General features: G+C 59.3%; 19 protein-coding genes and 2 pseudogenes. 12 read left to right on the top strand and 9 right to left on the bottom strand.

Translation table 11 applies throughout. The annotated features are described in order from the left end of the window. Window positions 1-24: 24 nt before the first annotated feature. The 3 genes from FF098_RS04880 (at window position 25) to FF098_RS04870 (ending at window position 1,589) form a co-directional block, all read left to right on the top strand. Complete coding sequence (locus tag FF098_RS04880) at window positions 25-579, top strand: DUF305 domain-containing protein (protein WP_155138025.1); 555 nt, start codon at window positions 25-27, stop codon at window positions 577-579. Between the two features lie 115 nt (window positions 580-694). Continuing rightward, entirely contained in the window at window positions 695-1,207 is a 513-nt protein-coding gene (locus FF098_RS04875; protein WP_229714511.1) for a rhodanese-like domain-containing protein, read from the top strand. 106 nt (window positions 1,208-1,313) lie between these two features. After that, a complete protein-coding gene (locus FF098_RS04870; protein WP_155138023.1) occupies window positions 1,314-1,589 on the top strand; it encodes a metal-sensitive transcriptional regulator in 276 nt (91 codons plus the stop codon). 469 nt (window positions 1,590-2,058) lie between these two features. Here the strand turns inward: FF098_RS04870 and FF098_RS04865 are convergent, their stop codons facing one another. Beyond that, window positions 2,059-4,608, bottom strand: a complete 2,550-nt coding sequence (locus FF098_RS04865) for an NAD-dependent epimerase/dehydratase family protein (RefSeq protein ID WP_155138021.1) — start codon at window positions 4,606-4,608, stop codon at window positions 2,059-2,061. Between the two features lie 486 nt (window positions 4,609-5,094). On the opposite strand from FF098_RS04865, the gene FF098_RS04860 reads away from it, so the two are divergent. From FF098_RS04860 to FF098_RS04830, 7 genes are all read left to right on the top strand, one after another. Then, on the top strand, window positions 5,095-5,499 hold the full coding sequence (locus tag FF098_RS04860; RefSeq protein WP_205967388.1) for a hypothetical protein: 405 nt from the start codon (window positions 5,095-5,097) through the stop codon (window positions 5,497-5,499). Window positions 5,500-5,571: 72 nt separating this feature from the next. Next, window positions 5,572-6,786, top strand: coding sequence for a TolC family protein (locus FF098_RS04855; protein WP_166426335.1), 1,215 nt, complete (start codon window positions 5,572-5,574; stop codon window positions 6,784-6,786). Then, the gene (locus FF098_RS04850; protein WP_166426334.1) at window positions 6,783-8,645 is read left to right on the top strand and encodes an efflux RND transporter periplasmic adaptor subunit; all 1,863 of its coding nucleotides are present in this window, start codon (window positions 6,783-6,785) and stop codon (window positions 8,643-8,645) included. Before FF098_RS04855 ends, FF098_RS04850 begins: the two co-directional genes overlap by 4 nt. After that, window positions 8,638-11,853 (top strand): efflux RND transporter permease subunit, encoded by a 3,216-nt coding sequence (locus FF098_RS04845; RefSeq protein ID WP_155138017.1) that lies wholly within the window; start codon window positions 8,638-8,640, stop codon window positions 11,851-11,853. The genes FF098_RS04850 and FF098_RS04845 overlap by 8 nt, the downstream gene beginning before the upstream one ends. After that, window positions 11,850-12,065: a hypothetical protein gene (locus tag FF098_RS04840; protein WP_013301490.1), complete on the top strand. Its 216-nt coding sequence runs from the start codon at window positions 11,850-11,852 to the stop codon at window positions 12,063-12,065. Before FF098_RS04845 ends, FF098_RS04840 begins: the two co-directional genes overlap by 4 nt. 94 nt (window positions 12,066-12,159) lie before the next feature. Beyond that, window positions 12,160-12,660: a copper-binding protein gene (locus tag FF098_RS04835; RefSeq protein WP_013301491.1), complete on the top strand. Its 501-nt coding sequence runs from the start codon at window positions 12,160-12,162 to the stop codon at window positions 12,658-12,660. Window positions 12,661-12,760: 100 nt separating this feature from the next. After that, entirely contained in the window at window positions 12,761-13,204 is a 444-nt protein-coding gene (locus FF098_RS04830; RefSeq protein WP_158084498.1) for a copper-binding protein, read from the top strand. Between the two features lie 70 nt (window positions 13,205-13,274). Here the strand turns inward: FF098_RS04830 and FF098_RS04825 are convergent, their stop codons facing one another. From FF098_RS04825 to FF098_RS04805, 5 genes are all read right to left on the bottom strand, one after another. Further along, complete coding sequence (locus FF098_RS04825) at window positions 13,275-13,613, bottom strand: YnfA family protein (RefSeq protein ID WP_013301493.1); 339 nt, start codon at window positions 13,611-13,613, stop codon at window positions 13,275-13,277. A gap of 60 nt (window positions 13,614-13,673) precedes the next feature. Beyond that, window positions 13,674-15,125, bottom strand: a complete 1,452-nt coding sequence (gene merA / locus FF098_RS04820; protein WP_084391407.1) for a mercury(II) reductase — start codon at window positions 15,123-15,125, stop codon at window positions 13,674-13,676. Next, the gene (locus FF098_RS17680) at window positions 15,082-15,384 is read right to left on the bottom strand and encodes an FAD-dependent oxidoreductase (protein ID WP_255342009.1); all 303 of its coding nucleotides are present in this window, start codon (window positions 15,382-15,384) and stop codon (window positions 15,082-15,084) included. The genes merA and FF098_RS17680 overlap by 44 nt, the downstream gene beginning before the upstream one ends. Before the next feature lie 175 nt (window positions 15,385-15,559). Then, window positions 15,560-15,883, bottom strand: coding sequence for a heavy-metal-associated domain-containing protein (locus FF098_RS04810; RefSeq protein ID WP_034798642.1), 324 nt, complete (start codon window positions 15,881-15,883; stop codon window positions 15,560-15,562). Window positions 15,884-15,897: 14 nt separating this feature from the next. After that, window positions 15,898-16,272, bottom strand: a complete 375-nt coding sequence (locus FF098_RS04805; protein WP_034813607.1) for a mercuric transporter MerT family protein — start codon at window positions 16,270-16,272, stop codon at window positions 15,898-15,900. An 80-nt stretch (window positions 16,273-16,352) separates the two neighbouring features. On the opposite strand from FF098_RS04805, the gene FF098_RS17535 reads away from it, so the two are divergent. Then, the gene (locus FF098_RS17535; protein ID WP_158586664.1) at window positions 16,353-16,769 is read left to right on the top strand and encodes a MerR family transcriptional regulator; all 417 of its coding nucleotides are present in this window, start codon (window positions 16,353-16,355) and stop codon (window positions 16,767-16,769) included. A gap of 9 nt (window positions 16,770-16,778) precedes the next feature. Here FF098_RS17535 and FF098_RS18020 read toward each other — a convergent pair. The 3 genes and pseudogenes from FF098_RS18020 to FF098_RS04790 all read right to left on the bottom strand — a co-directional run. After that, window positions 16,779-17,185 (bottom strand): annotated as a pseudogene (locus FF098_RS18020) (cation transporter); the annotation flags it as partial. 72 nt (window positions 17,186-17,257) lie between these two features. Beyond that, on the bottom strand, window positions 17,258-17,506 hold the full coding sequence (locus FF098_RS04795; protein WP_034813609.1) for a hypothetical protein: 249 nt from the start codon (window positions 17,504-17,506) through the stop codon (window positions 17,258-17,260). Next, window positions 17,490-18,740 (bottom strand): annotated as a pseudogene (locus FF098_RS04790) (efflux RND transporter permease subunit); the annotation flags it as partial. The gene FF098_RS04795 and the pseudogene FF098_RS04790, both read right to left, overlap by 17 nt. Before the next feature lie 41 nt (window positions 18,741-18,781). Here FF098_RS04790 and FF098_RS04785 point away from each other — a divergent pair. Then, entirely contained in the window at window positions 18,782-19,105 is a 324-nt protein-coding gene (locus FF098_RS04785; RefSeq protein ID WP_155138015.1) for a hypothetical protein, read from the top strand. Window positions 19,106-19,130 lie beyond the last annotated feature (25 nt).

Here is a 19,130-nt window from a genome sequence, read left to right as displayed (position 1 = left end):
ATAAGGAGGATGTTGAAAGTGGATATGAAGAACAGTTATTGGCGGTTTGGAGCAATGATCATCACATCGGTGATCGTGATGTTTGGACTGATGTACCTCAACACCTATGCGTGGGAGCATGTTCGCTGGAGCGAAACGCGCTTCTCCATGGCCTTCATCATGGGCGCCGCGATGGCCGTCGTGATGCTGAGCTTCATGCTCAACATGTACAAGGACAGCCGGATCAATTTCGGCATTTTCATTGGCGCTGCGGTCGTGTTCGTCCTGGCCCTCTGGCTGGTGCGCAGCCAGAGCACTGTCGACGACCGGTCCTACATGAAAGCGATGATCCCCCACCACTCCATTGCCATCATGACAAGTGAACGCGCCGGCATCGACGATGTCCGTGTGCGCGAGCTTGCCGACGAGATCATCACGGCGCAGCGCCGCGAGATCAAGGAAATGGAATGGCTGATTTCCGACATCGCGGAAAATGGACCGGCATCGACGGAAAGCGAGGCGGCGAGCCGCCCCGTCCCCCCCTTCGAAGGCACGCTCAATCCAGACGACGCTGCCGGGGCAGCCATCGCGGAGGACTAACGCGCCTTCCACGTCCAGTCAGACCCGTTCGATCCCGAAAAGGAGCGAAACAGAACGAGACTCGAAAAGATCAAGACACAGGGCCTTGCCCACCTTTCCTACTTCCTTAGCGCCGATGGCGAAGCTGCGGTCATTGATCCGCGGCGCCTTCGCGGGCTGGTTGCTGCCAGGCGACAAACCGGTGCTGCTGGTAGCGCGCGATGACGACCAGGCGGTCGATGCGGCCACCACGCTTCAGCGGATCGGCTTCGACAATGTGAGCGGATTTGTCAGCGGCGCCATGCCCGTGGCGGTCCAGAACGGCCCGCTCGACACACTCGACTTCGTCGATACCGAAACCGTCGCCGCGCGCGTAGACAACCCGCCGGCTGGCTGGACCCTGCTCGATGTCCGGGCCATCGACGAATATGAGAGCGGCCATATCAAGGACAGCAAGCACGCTTATGTCGGCAAGCTGCCTGATGCGGCCAGTGACCTCGACCCGGACAAGCCCGTCACCGTCATGTGCGGAAGCGGCGCCCGGGCCACGATTGCCGCCTCGCAGCTCATGCGGAAGGGCTTCTCGGACGTCGATGTCTATATCGGCTCGATGAAGGCGTGGACCGCAGCTGGAAATGCCATTGAGTGATGACTGTCAGTCCATCTTGGGCTGAACCTTTCGTTCCTGACGCATAAAGAGACTGGAAATTGCTTCACGAGGCCCCCATATGTATACCCTGTATGGGGTATTTGCCATGAAGACTGAAACCAAAGAGGCCGCGACCCGGAGGCTTGCCCGCATCGAGGGACAAGTGCGCGGCATCACGAAGATGGTGGCCGACGACCGGTATTGTATTGACGTCATTCGTCAGGTGCAGGCTGTGAAGGCCGCGCTTGTCGGCCTCGAGGCCGTTATCCTGGATGACCATATCGCAACGTGTGTGGATCATGCCCTGACCGGAAGCAATGTCGATGACCGGCGTGAAAAGGTCGAGGAACTTGTTGCTGTGCTTGGTGGCCGCAAGAAGTAGCGGCCTCACAGTTTGGTGAAATGAAAGTTTTAATTTTTTCACGTATTTGAACAATGATGCAGTTTGTGACCCGCCTCCTGACACTGTTTGCCGCTGCCTTCATGGCGGCTCATCCGGTCATGGGTGCTGTCATGTTTGGACGGCCCCGGTTCTGCAAGCACAAAATCAAGCGAGTGATGATCTGAGGTGACGTTTTGTAATAACGAAATGGATTTCGGGGCATCCAGCGACGCTAACCGACGTGACCTGCCCGCTCAACTAATCAGTTGCACTGACAAAACCTCGCGGCAGCCGCCATGAGCCTCAGCTCAGTCTCGGTGATCGGTAATGCGCTCAGACTACGGAGGCTGAAGCTTTGATGTGAGGCGGTCGACTATGTCCATAAGGCTGCACGCCGTGAACTCGTGGTTTGGCCATTCAAGCACCGTCGCGAACTCCCGGCGAATAGGGCTACGAACACGTTCGGCAGTCAGAGGATTACCCGGTCCCAGCTGCCGTAATGTTCGTCGCTGCGCTGTCCTCTCGGAAGGCTAAGCAAGACTATTGCCACCCCTGCAGCCATACCGGAGAGCGTGCCTAGGATTGTGCCGCCCTTTAAGATGACAGGCGCAACAATCAGCCACAGGCCGAAACCGATATTCAGGAACCTCAATGGACGCGCTACCTCCGCCAGAGCAATCACGGCGACGGTCAGCACCAGGGCACCGGTCAGGTGGTCGCTGTCTGCGAGCGGCACCTCATTTCCGAAAACCGGGCGCGACAGCATCAGAAGGACGCCGAGGGCTGCGCTTGCCAGGAGCGTCCAGGGAAATGTCACACCTCGGGCGCTCTGCTTCAGAATATTGATCGGCGCTGCATCAAAGGTCATCGCCTCGCCTTTGGTACCACCGGGGAGCGCATCGCCGCGAAAGAAAGCCCTCCAGAAAGGCCGTCCCCGTCGGGTATTCCAGATCATGAACTGGACCATCGCCACAATCTCGTCGAGCGAGAACGGGATCATGATCAACATGGCCAGTGCCGCCAGCAGGCAGATGGTGCAGTAGGTACCGATCGCAATCGGTTGAATGATGATGAAGTAGATACTTATGACGCCAAGCGGTCCGACCACGATGCCGAACAGGGCGACCATCCAGGGCATGGTTCGCCAGCGCAGACGGCTCCCCATCACCCCCATGAGGATCTCAAACATATAGCTCATCGCACCGAGACCTCCGTCGGCAATCGGCCAGGCTTTTGAAACATCTGAAGTGACAATATACTCGGTGCCGTTGAGCTCTGATGACGACGAAAAGAATGGCTCCCAGACGCCATCGACGTGTCCAAGCTGATAGGCAGAAAGGATGCGCGACAGGATAAAGCCCACGACCCCGAGAGCAATGATGGGTAATCGCTGAACATAGGTCGACGGACAGTATGTCCAGCCGGGAGGCACATCGCGATCATCCATCATACCTTCCCGGGCCATGCCTGGCATCATTGGAATGAGGATCGTCAGGGCAATCACGAGAGCCCCGATCAGTGTATCGTTTGCGTAAACCGCTGCATTCGGGGTCCAGAAGACCAACGGCGCGGCCAGCAACCAGACGCCAAGCGCCGCATTGGCCCATTGTGCCCAGCCGTTGCCGGGGCGGAGCGACAGCGCAGCAAACATCATAATGGCAAGCCCGGTCACGACATCGTTCCAAGCCGTCAGCCAAGTGCGCGTTTCTGCGGGCCAAAGACCGCGCTCCTCAGTCACGCGCTGGACTGCAGCACTGAACACGTCTTCATCGAAGGTGCCGAACACGGACGGCGCCGTTGCCAGCCAGAGGCCCAGAGCCATGACCAGCCAGTGCACCCACAACATCGAAAAATGCATCTGGCGCATCTTCGAATCGTGATTGCGCTCGGACGCATTCGCTTCGGCTGAAGACGTGTTCTCTGCGGCCTCGATAGTCGCGGCCTTATCGACCTTGGTGGCCGAGACGCGCGACGCGTTCAGGCCATTGGTCTCGTACCAGCCATAGGGGTCTTCTTTCAGGGTTGCGATAATGTTCGGTACGTCCTCGCGCAGGCTATGGTGCGGAGACCAACCGAGCTTTTCCTTCGCCGCCGAAAGGTCGAGTTCATAGTGATCGCTGGAAATATCAACCATCCACGCGCGGATGAACGCGTCTTCGCCAAGGAGGTGGTTCTCCGCCCACACCCCCAGCTTTGCGAGCTTTGGGGGGACGTTCCACGTGATCCAGTCCTCTCCATGCAACTCGCGTCCGATCAGGCGCTGCAGCTCACCGAAAGCCAGCGGTTTTTCTTCACCTAATAGCACCGGGAATACGTCAGGCAGTGTGGCGCGGTATTCTACGACGCGTTCCACAGCGTCCAGAAGATCGTTTAGATGCAGGAAGGCTTGGCCGCGCGACAGATCCCCTGGATAGACTTTTCCGCTTAGTCGCTTTTCATGGATCCGGGCGATCTGATGGGCGAGAAAAGTGGAATGGCCAGCGTCGTCGTAAATGCCCGCGGGTCGTAAAAATACCAGCTTTTCTCCGCCCCTCTGTTCCGCCAGCATCCGTTCCGCGCGGACCTTGGACGCACGGTAAGGCAATTTCGGATCAAATGGGTCATTTTCACTAATTGGGGAGCCGGGATCGGTTGGTGCGTGCGCCAGCATTGTTGAAGCGAACACGAACTGCTCAAGTTCAAACTCCTCCAGCCCTTTTTGAAGACGTTTGGTGCCGTCGACTGTTACCGCTTCGTAAGCAGCGTTCTCTTCGCCTGTGAGATCGAAATAGGCCGCGAGATGGATGCACGCAGCAATCCGGTCGCCATAGGCGAACCGCACCCGCGCAAGCGCCTTGTCCACGCTCGCCTGGTCAGTAATGTCGAAACATACACATTCCGCCATGTGTGGAGGATGAGGCGGGGTGTAGCGGTCAAGCCCAACAACCTGGTATCCACTGTACAGCCGGTTCACGATAGCTGCGCCGAGATATCCACTGGCTCCGGTAACAAGGATGACTGGCTTTTCCGTATCGCTCAATTTTTTCCTCCAAATACCGGAGATGAATTGCCTCGCTACGCATCGAGGGCTCAATGATCAGCGCCCAGAAAGCTCAGAGATGATTTACGTCCTCGTTAGACCTTTCCTGCTCTTACACGAACCAACTGATCCTCCCTCGGGTTCCAAAGCCGTGCCAACGCTTGATGCAAGACGCGCCGAACGTATCGGCATTCACTGGCTCTCACTCTGGTGCTGGGCCGGCTTCAGCCACTCCTGCGGCAGTCAGCGGACTTGCGCTGCCCGCCGAGGGTTCCGTCTGCTAGATGTGCGGAGGAGTGGGTGCGCTGCCGATTGCGATCCAGCTTAGACAGTGAGGGAGCACTCACGGGTACGGATGTGAATGACCGGCGAGAGAAGGTCAGTGAGCTGGTCGCCGTGCTTGGAGGCCGCAAGAAATAGCCGCATACCCCTTGAGGGGTATTGAATTGTTAATTCCGGTGAGTTATATCTCCGATAATGCGACCTATGACGCGTCTTCTTGCCATTTTTGCGATCGTCTTCCTGACGGTGCAGCAGGTGTTGGCGTGCCCACTCATGGTTGGCGATACAGTCAATATGGCCGCGGTCGCCGAGGGCGACACGCCTTGCCATCAAATGATCGCCGACAATTCCCTTCGCACCCCGTCTGAGGATCATCACTCCGGTGAATGCCCAGCGGGTGACGATTGCGCCCCGATGTTGTTGCAGGCCCAATCCGATGCAAATCCCCCTGTTCTGACCACCGCACCTGATCTGGTTTTCGCCGCCATCCTGGCTGATCCGCCCGTCAATTTTCCGCCGGAGCGCCAGACGTTCAAGACCGGTCCTCCTCCGGCTCCCGATCTTCCTCTTTTTACTCCCGTTACCCTGAAACAGCGCTTCCTGAATTGAGAGCGATGACCTGCGGCTGCCACAGCAGCCCGTCGTCATCGTCTCACACAATTCAGAAGAGCCCGTTTTATCATGCCCCACATTTCAAGAATGCTGCTGGTCGCAGCGTTTGCCGCTGTGCCCCTGGCGGCGGTTGCCAACGCTCAGAGCTTTGCCGAGCTTGAAGCCCGTCTCGAGGCCCATCCAAGCCTCTCCGCTCTCGGTTACGATGCCGAGGCCGACCGGGAGCGTGCTGTCGCCTCAACCGCACTCCCGGACCCCGTCGTATCCCTCGGGATCAACAACTTTCCGATTTTCGATCCCTCGTTCGACAGTTACTTGCCGACCAATAAAGCCGTTGGTATCCGGCAACAATTTCCGAGCTTCGCGGGCCGTGAAGCCCGCGCCGGTGAAGCCCGGGCGATGTCAGCACAGACCGAGGCGGTTCGCGATGCCCGTTATGCGGCCTTGCGCGCCGAACTCATCGCTCTTCTCGCTGACAAGACTAGACTGACCAGGCAGAGATCCCTCGCCGAAGCGCGAAACGCCAAATATGACGAGCTTGTCGACATTGTCGAGGCCGAGATCGACGCGGGCCGCCCGGCCGTCTATCGCCTTGCCGAAATTGAAAGCGAACGGGCAGAAGTTTCCCGGACGCTTGTTGATCTCGATCGGCAGGAAGCCGAGACCGATGCGCGCCTGATCGACCTCGTCGGACTGGTCCCTTCGACCGGCCTCCCTCCCCTGACTGAAAGAGACTGGTCCGGCGCAGCGCTTGAGTTCCACACCGTACGCATTGCCGACGCGGCCGTCCGCGTTACCGATTACGGTATCGACGAGGCCCGCGCGGCCTGGAAGCCAGAATGGGGGGCCCAGCTCACTTATCAACAGCGCGATGAAGGCGCGATGTTCGCGGGGGATGACTGGGTCTCCGGTATGGTGACTTTTACGGTTCCGCTCTGGGCCGAAAGGAAGCAGGCACCGAACTTGCGCGCCGCAAAGGCCGAGCGGGCCGGCGCCGAGCAACGCTACCAGGCCGCCGCGCGAAATGCAGCGGCGCAGTATGCGTCCAGAGACGCGATTATCAGGTCAGCCGCTTCCAGTATCGAAGTCCTGCAAGGCAAGATCACCGCTGTAGAAGACGAGGTCCAGGCCCAGCTGATCACCTATGAATCCGGTGTTGGCGGTTATGCGCCGATCATCGACGGCGAGATCGCCATTCTCAAACTCCGGGCGGAAATCGAAGCTGAAACGGCCCGCAAGGCCGCTGCGATCGCACGCCTGAATGCCCTCCTGGTGACACAATGAAAAAGACATTCCTGATAATGGGCACCGCATCTGCCGCCCTCTTGCTCGCCGCATGCGGCGCACCGGGCGGATCACCGGGCGGCCAGGGTGAAAAGCCGAACGCCTCGAGCGAGACGCAACGATACACCTGCCCCATGCACCCTCACTATATTTCGACCGATCCGGACGGCACCTGCCCGATCTGTGGCATGGACCTGGTGCCTGCCGACAAGGCCCAGGAACCAACGAGCTCAGCAGGCGAAATCCTTTACTACAAGCATCCCATGGGCAAGCCGGACACCTCGCCCGTTCCGAAAAAGGATTCCATGGGCATGGATTACATCCCGGTTTATGCCGATGACACCGGATCGGGCGTGGCCGTCTCGCCGGAAATGATCCAGACCATGGGGATCCGGACAGCACCTGCCGAGACCGGGGATTTCAGCCGTGTACTGAGAGCCTTCGGCACGGTCGAGACCAATGAACGGCTCGAAAATGTTACCGTCTCGCGGCTAGAAGGCTGGATTGAGAATCTGGCGGTCAATGCCGAGGGCGACACCGTCCGCCCCGGCAGTCTCCTCTACCGGATCTACAGTCCGGACCTGATCGCCGCGCAGAAAGATTATCTGAACTCGTTCAAGATCGGCAACGAAGCGCGCATCGCGTCGGTTCGCCAACGCCTGCGCTCCCTTGGCATGCAGAATGCGGCCATCGACCGGCTGACCGAAACCCGCCAGGTCATTGAACGTGTTCCAGTTTACGCAGAAGCCGGCGGCACGGTTGCCGAGCTTCAGGTCCGCAATGGCGACTATGTCAAACCCGGTACACCCATACTGCGCCTGCAATCCTATGCCGATGTCTGGGTCATTGCCTCTGTGCCGGAGAGCGACCTGCCGCTAGTGCAGGCAGGCATGCCGGCCGAACTCGATTTTCCGAGCGCGCCCGATGCCCCCGGTAAAGGCCAGGTCGACTATATCTATCCGACAATCGACCCGAAAACCCGTACAGCCGACGTCCGGATCGAAGTGGACAATGTGTCGGGCTATCTTCGCCCGGGCGCCTATGCGGACATAAGGCTGAATATCGGCGGCCGACCGCGTCTTTCGGTTCCAAGTGAAGCCATTCTGCTTGGTAGCGAGGGCGCCCGTGTCGTCATCGCCGAAGGCAATGGCCGCTTCTCCGGACGCGCCGTGCAAACCGGGATTTCGGCCAACGGCCGGACCGAAATCCTGTCGGGTCTGGAAAGCGGCGACATGGTCGTCGCCAGCGGGCAGTTCCTGCTCGATAGCGAAGCCAACCTGAAAGAAGGCCTTACTAAGCTGGAAGCTCCAGATGCGAGTGCGGCCAGTCCGGAAACACCGCTCTTCGATATACCGATGGACAGTAAAGCCCTCGCCGAAATCGATCACTTCACTGACATGGCGCTCTACTTCCACGAGGCCCTGACAGACGGGTATGACATCGATCCGCTATTCGTGGATCCGGCGCTCGCCCTGGTGCCAGTGCTGCGGGACCGTTACGCGAACACGAAACTGGCACCGGTCATGGATGCTACGCAAACCGCTCTCGCCGCCGCGCAAAACGCCACGGACCGCGAAGACCTTGCCACGCAACTCTCAGACCTGGTCGAGGCCTTGAAACCCTGGCTGCTGGAAGGCGCACCTCAGCATTACAGCGAGGCTGGTCTGGTGCTCTACCGGGACATGGCAACGGGCCGGTACTGGCTGCAGGAAGAAGCCAAACCGGCCAATCCGTACAGCGCAGATGGGGCCGAACGGATTGACTGGCCCAGGCCGATGGCCGGCATGTCGATGACGACCAATGACAGCGAGACTGGCGCTGACCAGGCCCCTGGGCATTCGGGGGACGGTCATGACTGAACGAAACGACAGAGACCTCGCGGGGCAAGACCCCTCCAGATCATGGGTGGCAAAGCTGATCTCCTGGTCGGTTTCCAACCAGCTCATCGTCCTCATGCTCGCCGCTGCACTGGCTGTGACCGGGTGGATGGCGATCCAGCGCACGCCGCTCGATGCAGTGCCGGACCTGACAGATACCCAGGTCATTATTCGTACCGATTTTCCGGGCCAGAGCCCGCAGATTGTCGAGGACCTCGTCACCTATCCACTATCGACGAACCTTCTCGGTCTGCCGAAGACCAAGGATGTGCGCGGCTCCTCAATGTTCGGCACCAGTTTTGTCTATGTCATATTTGACGATGATGTTGACCTCTACTGGGCCCGCTCGCGCGTGCTCGAAGCCTTGTCCCGGCTGGGGTCTGAACTCCCGGAAGGCGCCGTACCGCAGATAGGACCGGATGCGACCGGCGTTGGCTGGGTCTATCAGTATGCCTTGGTCGACAAAACCGGCAAGACCGATCTCGCCGAGCTGCGTTCACTCCAGGACTGGTTCCTGAAACTCGAATTGGCCGGTGTGGAGGGGGTCTCTGAAGTCGCCTCGGTCGGCGGTTTTGTCAGGGAATACCAGGTTCTCCTCGATCCCAATCGCCTGAGAAGTTACGACCTGTCGATCACCCGTATCCGTGACGCGGTCCGCGCAGCCTCAAGCGAAGTCGGTGGCCGCGTGCTCGAACAGGGCGAAACGGAATATGTCATCCGCTCATCAGGCTATGTCGATGAGAAGCTTGATCTCGAACAGGTCGTGGTCAAGGCAGAGGATGGCACCCCCGTCCAGCTGAGCCATGTCGCCCGGATTGTCGAAGGCCCGGCCCTCCGGCGCGGCATTGTCGAACTCAATGGCGAAGGCGAAACGGTGTCCGGCATCGTGGTGATGCGCGATGGCGAGAATGCGCTGTCGGTGATCGAACGTGTGAAGGAGAAACTTGATAGTCTCCAGCGCGGCCTGCCGGAAGGTGTCGAGATTGTCACTGTGTATGACCGCGCGCCACTCATCGAGGGTTCGGTCGATTATCTGAAAGACAAGCTGATCGAGGAAGGCATCGCGGTTGCGCTCGTCATCCTGATCTTCCTCCTCCATGTAAGGTCGTCTCTGGTTGCCATCATCACCTTGCCGCTCGGAGTGCTCGGCGCGTTCCTGATCATGTCCTGGCAAGGTGTCACAGCGAACATCATGTCACTTGGCGGGATCGCCATCGCGATCGGCGCCATGGTCGACGCCTCGATTGTGCTTGTCGAGAATGCCAGCCGGAAACTGGCGGATCTGGGACCGAAACCCGATCCGAGCGTGCGCCGCCAGGCGCTGGTCGAGTCGGCTCAGGAAGTCGGCTCCGGCATATTCTTTTCACTCCTCATCATCACGGTCTCCTTCCTGCCCGTCTTTGCCCTGACCGGTCAGAGCTTCAGGCTCTTCAGTCCTCTTGCCTATACCAAGACCTATGCGATGGCCTTCGCGGCCATTCTGTCGGTGACACTTGTCCCGGTTCTGATGCTGTACCTGATGCGGGGTCGGTTCCGGCGCGAGGAAGCCAATCCCCTGAACGCCTTCTTCGTCTGGGCCTACAAACCGCTGCTCCATCTAGCCCTGAGGTTCAAATGGATCACGGTCGCCCTAGCGCTCGCGCTGACGGCCACCGTCATCGTGCCGGTCCAGAGGATCGGCTCGGAATTCATGCCGGCCCTTTATGAAGGCGAGCTCCTCTACATGCCGACCACCCTGCCCGGCGTGTCATCCACCAAGATGCGGGAGATTCTTGGCCAGACAAACCGCGTCATCAAGACCGTGCCAGAAGTCGATCGTGTCTTCGGCAAGGCCGGGCGCGCCGATACCGCAACCGATCCAGCGCCACTCACCATGATCGAGACCTGGATCAAGTTGAAACCGAAGGAGGATTGGCGGCCAGGTGTGACGGTCGAGGACATCACCGATGAGCTCGATGCCAAGCTGCAAATGCCCGGCCTCGTGAATTCATGGGGCTATCCGATCAAGATTCGCATGGACATGGTTTCAACAGGAGTGCGCACGCCCATTGGCATCAAGGTTACGGGCGATGATCTGACAGAGATTGAGACCATTGCCCGGGACATAGAAGCGGCCATTTCGGACGTACCCGGAACGCGCTCGGCCTTCGCCGACAGGGTCATGGGCGGCAAATATCTCGAGATCACGCCGGACAGGGGCGAACTCGCCCGGCGGAATATCGACATGGCAGCCTTCCAGTCCGTGATCCGAACCGCCCTGGGCGGCATGACACTCTCCCAGTCTGTCGAGGGCCGGGAACGCTATGACATCATCCTGCGCTATGATCGGCCATTTCGTGAGAGCGCCACAGACCTGGAAGAGATACTCGTGCCCGCCCCGTCCGGCGCCCATATCCCTCTCAGCGAACTGGCGGACATTTCCTATACGGAAGGCCCGCCAATGATCCGATCGGAAAATGCCAGGCTGACTGGCTGGGTTTTCGTCGATATCGCGGACCGGGACATGGGCAGCTATGTTGCAGACGCCGGACAGGTGATTGCCAACGCCGTCGACCTGCCTGCGGGATATGCGGTGGAGTTCTCCGGACAGTATGAACAGATGCAGGAAGCGAATGCGCGGCTGAAGATCGCCATTCCAGCTGCGATTGCACTGATCTTCCTGCTGCTGATGCTACATTTCGGTCGGCTCGACCGGACCCTGATCATCATGGCCAGCCTGCCATTCGGCCTGGTCGGCGGAATGTGGGCCGTCTGGTTGGCAGGCTACAATCTGTCAGTAGCCGTCGCGGTCGGTTTCATCGCCCTGGGCGGCATCGCGGTCGAGACAGCCGTCGTGATGCTGCTCTATATCGACGCGGAAGTCCGCAAGGCGAACCCGTCTGACAGGAGCCAGCTTTTCGCAGCTGTTAGCAAGGGCGCGGCCATGCGCGTCAGGCCGAAGTTGATGACGGTCACGACCATTTTTGCAGGTCTTGCCCCGATCTTCCTGACCGACGGCCTCGGATCGGACGTCATGCGCCGGATTGCCCTGCCCATGCTTGGCGGCATGGCCTCAACCCTCATCCTCTCCCTGATCGTGATCCCGGCCATCTACTACATCCGGGTCGGGCTGCAGATTCCATCAGATTTACCCCGGGCCGAACCGGATAACCGGGCCGGCTCATTCACCCCCGAAGGAGAAAAACCATGACGAGACACCTGTTGAAAATTCCGCTTTTGTTTCCACTGCTTCTGAGTAGCGCCATGCTGCCGGCGGCCGCGCAGGATCGCTCATCAGGCAGAATGATGATCGACGGCGGCATGATGGGTGGCGGCCTGTTTGGCACGGTGTTCATGCTGCTTGCTGTGCTCCTCCTCCTGCTCGGGATCGCTGCCCTCATCAAATATCTGAGGTCGAAATAATAGTCCCGTGTCCATCCACCCTATTCCCCCGTCCCGGCGCGCATCGGGGGCCTCTGTTGAAAGCCGCGCCTGACAATCAAAAAGGAAGAAAACGATGAAAACCCTCGTCAGAAAGACAGCAGTCACAGGCGCAATCCTCGGACTGGCCCTGATTGGTCCGGCGCTCGCCCAGGAGGCCGGCATGAAAATGGACAGCATGAAAGACATGGACATGTCCGGCATGAGCTGCTGCGGCGACATGGCGCCCGGCTTTGGCGTCATTAACGGCGTCGATCTGGATGCCCGAACCGTCAATATTTCACACGATCCGATCAAGAAGATCGGCTGGGGTGAAATGACAATGGACTTCGAGGTCGGCGGAATGGTTGCGCTCGACAAATTCGAGAATGGCGACAACGTCCATTTCATGCTCAAGCAGGACGACAGCGACAATTATGATATCGCCATGATGATGCCGATCGGCGGCGATCCGGATGCTTTCAAACTATCCATGATGTCGATGATGAAAGGCAAAGGCATGATGGACTGCAACATGGGCGGACACGGATCCATGTCCGGCATGTCAGGCAAGGATCATGACGACACCGATCACTAGCCGGTCCTCTGTTTCAAGCAAAAAATTCGTAAATCAGGTTCCGGCCGCGTTCCGCGGCCGGAATGCCTGCGTCTCCCGATTAGTTCACCAGGAAATCCCAATGACTCAAAGAATTCTGATTACCGCCTTCTTGTTAGGTTCCGCTTCCCTGACAGCCTGCAGTGACCCCGAAAGCCGAACGCCGCCAGCATCCGGCCCTGCAGACCAGACCAGGCCTGAACCGTTCGAACAGGCAGATGAAGCTATGCCCGGCGATACTGGACGGGCCACGGGCAGGATCACATCCCTTGATCGCGACGACGGCCGGGTCACCATCGACCATGGCCCCTTCGAAGGCATCGCCATGGGCGCGATGACCATGAGTTTCGCTTTAATGGGCGATCTTGAGCTGACTGACCTCTCTGAAGGCGATGACGTGATCTTCCAGGTCAAACGGGGCCGGGACGGTTCTCATCGCATCATGGAAATTTGCAGCATTCCCGCGAATGGCCGCGACTGCCCGGACCAAGAAACAGTCTATCCGCACAACCCTCCAGATCAGTAAGGCGGCATACTCCGGCACTGTCCCCGATCGAGCTAAAGGGAAGACGATAAAGACCCGTTTCGCCATAGTGTCAAACTGGCATGCGCGGACCAAAAAGAATAACCGCAGCCCCGATCAGACAGGTTACAACCCCTATCAGATCCCAGCGGTCGGGACGAATCCCCTCAATGGTCCATAGCCAGATGAGCGAGGAAGTTATGTAAACCCCACCATAGGCGGCATAGGCGCGCCCGGCTGCAGACGCTTCCACCAGTGTCAGCAGCCAAGCGAATACAACAAGGGATATCATCCCCGGAACCAGCCAGAAAGCGGACTTTCCAAGCCGCAGCCAGGCCCAGAATGCAAAACAACCGGCAATTTCGGCGGTTGCCGCGCCAGCATAGATCAACAACGTCGCGCGAATATCCATGGCTGGGACGTTTCCTGATCTGGCTGGACTGGCGAGGCCCCGTTGCGGTTAAAATTGGTTTCAGCCTGCGCAGCATGAAAGCTTCGCCACGTCCTTGTCGAACGTCTGTGCCGCCAATTTTAACCCTTCAACAGTTGTCAGGTATGGAAAAATTGTCTCGCCAAGCGCCTTGCTCGTCATGCCGAACTTCAACGCCATAGCCAGCGTCTGAATCGCATCAGACCCTTCGGGCGCCGCGATCTGTCCGCCCAGGAGGCGGTCGGTCTTCGCATCCGCGACCAGCTTGATGACGCCGCGGGTATCGCGGGCGGCGGCGGCGCGTGCCACGTGGTCCAGCGTCAGCACGCTGGCCTTGACGTCATGACCGGCTGCCTTCGCCTGCACCTCGGAAAGGCCGACGCCGGCGACCTGCGGATCGGTGAACACGACCCAGGGCATGGCCCCATTGTCATAGCGCAAATCCTGAAGCCCGAGCGCATTGTTGGCCGCCACCTTGGCCCCATAAGCGGCCATGTAGACGAACTGGTCGCGATCGGTGACATCACCCGCTGCCCAGACGCCAGGCCGCGTTGTGGCCATGTCGGCTCCGACCTTGATCGATCCACGCGCATCGGTCTCGATGCCGAACTCGCGCAAGCCGAGGTCTTCGGAATTGGCCACCCGGCCTGTGGTGGCCACAAGCCGCTGAGCGGAGAGGGTCACAGGCTTTCCACCCCGTTCGATTGTCAGCGTGACGCCGCCGTCACTCCGTCTCACCGATCGGTAGGACAGGCCGGTCTCGACCGCGACCCCCTCAGCCTTCAACGCGTCGGTCAACGCCTTGGCCACTTCCGGTTCCACGCCGGGCAGAAGGCGCGAACGCGTGACCAGTGTAACCTTGACGCCCAGCCGCGACGCCATCTGCGCCAGTTCACAGCCAATATAGCCGCCGCCCAGTACCAGGATGCTTTCGGGCTGATCGGGCAGGCTGAGAAGGTCCCAGGAATCCAGCGCCTCCACGGTCTCGATCCCGTCAATTTCCGGCAAGAAAGGGCGCGAGCCGGTGGCGATCAGAACCTTCGGTGCAGCGATGATCCGCCCGCCGACCTCAATCCCACCTTCGATCAGGCGTGCGGCACCTTCCTCGATATAGGTGACATTCTCATAGGAAGGCAGCAGGTCGATGTATTTTTTCTGGCGCATCTCGTCGACCAGATCGGCCGTGCCCTTGACGACCGCCGACCAGTCCACGCTCTGCGCACAGGGCTCAATGCCCGGAAACCGTGCCGCCGCTGTACCAGCATGCACCGCTTCACCGGCCCGTATCATCGCCTTGGACGGCACGCAGCCGACATTGACGCAGGTGCCGCCGATGGTGCCATGCCCAACCATGGCCACGCGCCTGCCGGCCTCGGCCGCGCTAATCGAAGCCGAAAACCCGGCCGAGCCAGCACCTATGACGATGAGGTCATAGCTGTCGTCGCCGTTTTTATTGACGGAGCAGCAATCGCCTGTCTTTACGGTTTGATTCATTATTTCTTCCTTGGCTTGTGACCAGGCATGGCGACGCGGCCTCGATCAAGTATTCAAAATCACACCATCGACCCGATGTCGGAGGCGTGGCCGGGATCAGGTTGAGGCCGCTGTCGCCGCATTCGCCTGCGGCGAAGACCGCGGGATCGCTCGTACGCATCGATGTGTTCACCTGGATGCCCCGCCGAGTGCACTCGGCGCAGGCAGCTTCAAGGTTCAGCCTGTCCATTTTTGGTACCCGGCCGGGGCTGAGGCACATGCTCATTGATGCAAAACAAGAAGGTGTCGCAATGACGGTACCGGCCAGACCCGTTATCAGCAGTTTTCGGTCAGTCCATTTTGACATCAAAGTGAAAGCCTTGTGTAAAAATCTGACGATGTATGCGAACATCGACTGGCAGGTGCCTCATCAGGATATTCCAGATGCTGCGTGTTCAACCGTCCGTAACGCTTGCCGGGTATCCTACATCGGTTGAAGCCGCAGCGATCAGCTCAGGCGTTGTCGCCGCCGTATCGTAAACCACTTCTGCGGTCCTGGCCGCATAATCGATATCGACAGATTTAACGCCCTCGACACGCATCATCGCTTTCCTGACAGCAATCGGACATGTCGCGCAGGTCATGTTTCCGATCGTAAAACGGGCTGTCGCCTGTTCGACCTCCACCGAGGCATCCGGAGCATTCTGCGCGCCGGCGACTGCGAGCCCCCCCGCGAGTGCCAGACCTGCCAGTCCGGCGATCATCCATGTGCGTTTCATACTTGTCTCCCTGGCTAGTAAAATAACGGTGCCCATACATCGATGGTCAAGGCCGCCAGCACGACAAGCGCGCCGCTCCACAGGGCGACCTGCTTGACGACTGACGACTGCAAACGGGCGCAATAGCTACCATCCTCGCAGACACTGGTTTTTCGAAAATAGACATCCCAGAACCCAGCCGCGAGAAATCCGATCGCGACCAGAAGAAAAAGGGGCTTGTAGGGTTCCAGCGCCGTCAACTGGCCAATCCACGCTCCGGAAACACCGAGACTGATCAGCACAAGCGGCACGATGCAGCAGGATGATGCAAGGAATGCCCCCAGCATGCCACCGGCAACAAGCCACCTTGAGCGACGCTCATTTGCTGGGCTGTTTTCCGTACCTGCCATGACCAGCTGTTCCCATTGCTTTATTGATCATGATCACGTTACGCTCTGTAGTTGGTACAGACACAAGTGGGTATTTCATCATGGCCATCACATCGCCGCGAGCAGCACTCAAACGGGCTGAACTGGCCGGGCGGCTCGGCTGCAATCTTGAAACGATCCGCTATTATGAAAGGATCGAATTGCTGCCCGAACCAGCCCGCACGGCAAGTGGCCACCGGCTGTATTCGAATGAAGATCAGGTACGACTGCGTTTCATATTGCGAGCCCGCAGCCTCGGCTTCTCCGTGGAAGATGTACGCTCGCTACTTGGCATCAATGATGGCAGGCCGAGCTGCGCGGAGGTCAGGGCGCTGGCAGAAGCACATCGGGGCGATATCCGTAAACGCATCGCCGATCTGAAGCAGATGGATCGACGGCTCGGCGAGATCATGGCTGGTTGCACCGGCGCTGAAACACCCGATTGCGCACTCACCGACAAACTGTTCGAAGATAGCTGACAAAAGGGGCTCCTGCATCTGCCGGAGATGCAAATGATGGACATCCACGACACCATCACCGCTCCGCATCGCTTCAATGACGGTACCGATGTCAATGTCCGGAGGACTGGCTAGCCACAACATGTGGATCGGCCCGCCGATTTCGCGGAACGACAGGCAGAGAATGTTACCGCGATACCGATCGTCACGAACGGATCGAACAGTATTCAGTCATAGATGAGGATGAGCGCGTCGCCCGCAACCACGGCTACAGATGCGAGTGCGTCGGACAGATTGTGAAGGAGGAGCGCCCGGATATTCACGCTCCCATTCTGCACCGAATAGATCAGGAGGGCTGTAAGCTCTGCAATGACCAGCGCAACACCGCCAAGAATAACGATCGTCCAGCCACCAACGGCGGGCGGATCAGTGATCCGTATGACAGTCTTATTGACCAGATGGCAATGGAGACCCGACGATCATCGCTCGCGGGATCAAGATCGTCATGATCATGTGCGTGGCTCAGGATCGGCCTCCTCTTCCAGCACCTTGCGCTTGCACTCGAGATACGCGCGTCGCCGCGCGTGTACCGCGTTTTTTACGCGGCTCTTTGGTGGTATCAGGCCGCATTCCTCCTGCACCTTGGCCGCCTGCTCACTTGAAAGGGCCCCCATCACGTTGTCGAGACTCTCGCAGCCGGCCAGGGCTGCGAGAGAAACGGACATGACCGCGAAGCGAAGTTCACGATGGATGAACATGCTCGGCCTCCAACAAGGAATGGTGCGCGTCGGGCTTTGGTGCGAACCAGCGGTGAAGGGCGGGTAGCACCAGCAAAGTTAGCACGGTCGAGGAGACCAGCCCGCCCATGACCACCGTGGCCAGTGGCCGCTGCACTTCAGCACCGACACCACTTGCGAAGAGCAGCGGCGCAAGGCCGAGCGCCGTCGTAAGGGCGGTCATCAGCACAGGACGTGCCCGCAAGCCTGCCGCCTCGACGGCAAGTTCATCGCGACCACGGCCCTCCCTGGCAAAATCATCCATGAAACTGACCAGCACCATGCCATTGCCGAGCGCGATACCGAACAGGGCAATAAAGCCGACCGTCGCAGGCACCGAGATCGGCAGGCCTGCAATCCAGAGCGCCATCGCCCCGCCGGTCAGCGCCAGCGGAATGTTGAGCAGGATCAGGATGGCCGATTTCATGCGCCCGAACGTCAATAGCAGGATCAGGAATACGATACCGAGCGTGATCGGGATCACGACCGCGAACCGCGCATTCGCTTCCTGCTGGAGTTCGAACTGTCCGCCCCATTCGACGCGATAACCAGCCGGCAGGTCGAGCTGGCTGGCGACCGATTGCTGCGCATCAGCGACATAGCTGCCAATATCGCGTCCTCTCACATTGAGCTGAACGGTGATGAATCGCTCACCATTCTCGCGCGTGATCTGACGTGGACCGACAATCTCCCTGATGTTTGCCACGCTTTCGAGTGGAACCCGTGCGCCGCTGGACGATTCCAGAATAATCCGTCCGATGGCCGCGGGCGTGTTGCGGTCCTCTTCGGCATAGCGCACGATGACGGGAAACTGGCGCACTCCCTCAAAAACGGCACCAGCCTCTGCCCCGCCGACGCCGGAACGCAAGGCATCGAGCGCCTCCTCCACGCTCAGTCCATACCGGCCGAGCGCAGGACGGTTGAGCGAGACCACAAGCTGCGGCGCGCCGGTGATCTGATCGGCCTGGACGTCGGTCGCCCCAGGAATTTCCTGAAGAATGGACTGCAAGTCCTGCGAGCCTTCGAGCAGGACCTCCGTATCCGGACCGAAGATCTTGACCGCCAGCTGCGCCTTTGTGCCGGTCAGGAGCTCATCAACCGACATGGCGATTGGCTGGCCGACATTAACCCTGACGCCTGGAAAGCCGCCGAGATTCTCGGAGATCGACGCCCGGAGTTCATCCGGGCTGATGCCATTGCGCCATTCGCTTCGGGGTTAGGCTTCATATCCGTGTCTCCGAGACGAACCATCGCAAGGTGAAGCAGTTCGCTGCCGAGCATGGTGTCCACGTCGGCACGCTGATCGACGAAGCCCTGACCCTTCTGTTTACACCGCCAGAAGACCGGCCCGATGCGGCGATCATCCAGCGGCTGGAACGCGTCGAAGACCAGATCGAGAAGCTAGAGACCGGCACAGCGTTCCAGACGGACCTACTCATAGAGTTCATTTTCGAATGGCTGCGGCAGCGACCGGGTATAAGCCCGTTCGAGACGCCGGCGGATGCAGCGCGGGCCCGGGCGGAATTGGAAGCGTTGACCAAGCGCGTCGTCGAGCGCTCTAACCCGCATATTTGGAACTAGGCCTATTCATTGTTCCCCCCTCAGC

Source organism: Aquisalinus luteolus (assembly GCF_009712425.2).
GTDB lineage: Bacteria > Pseudomonadota > Alphaproteobacteria > Caulobacterales > Parvularculaceae > Aquisalinus > Aquisalinus luteolus.
Note: the sequence above shows the minus strand (reverse complement) of the source record. Positions and strands in the feature narration are given on the sequence as shown.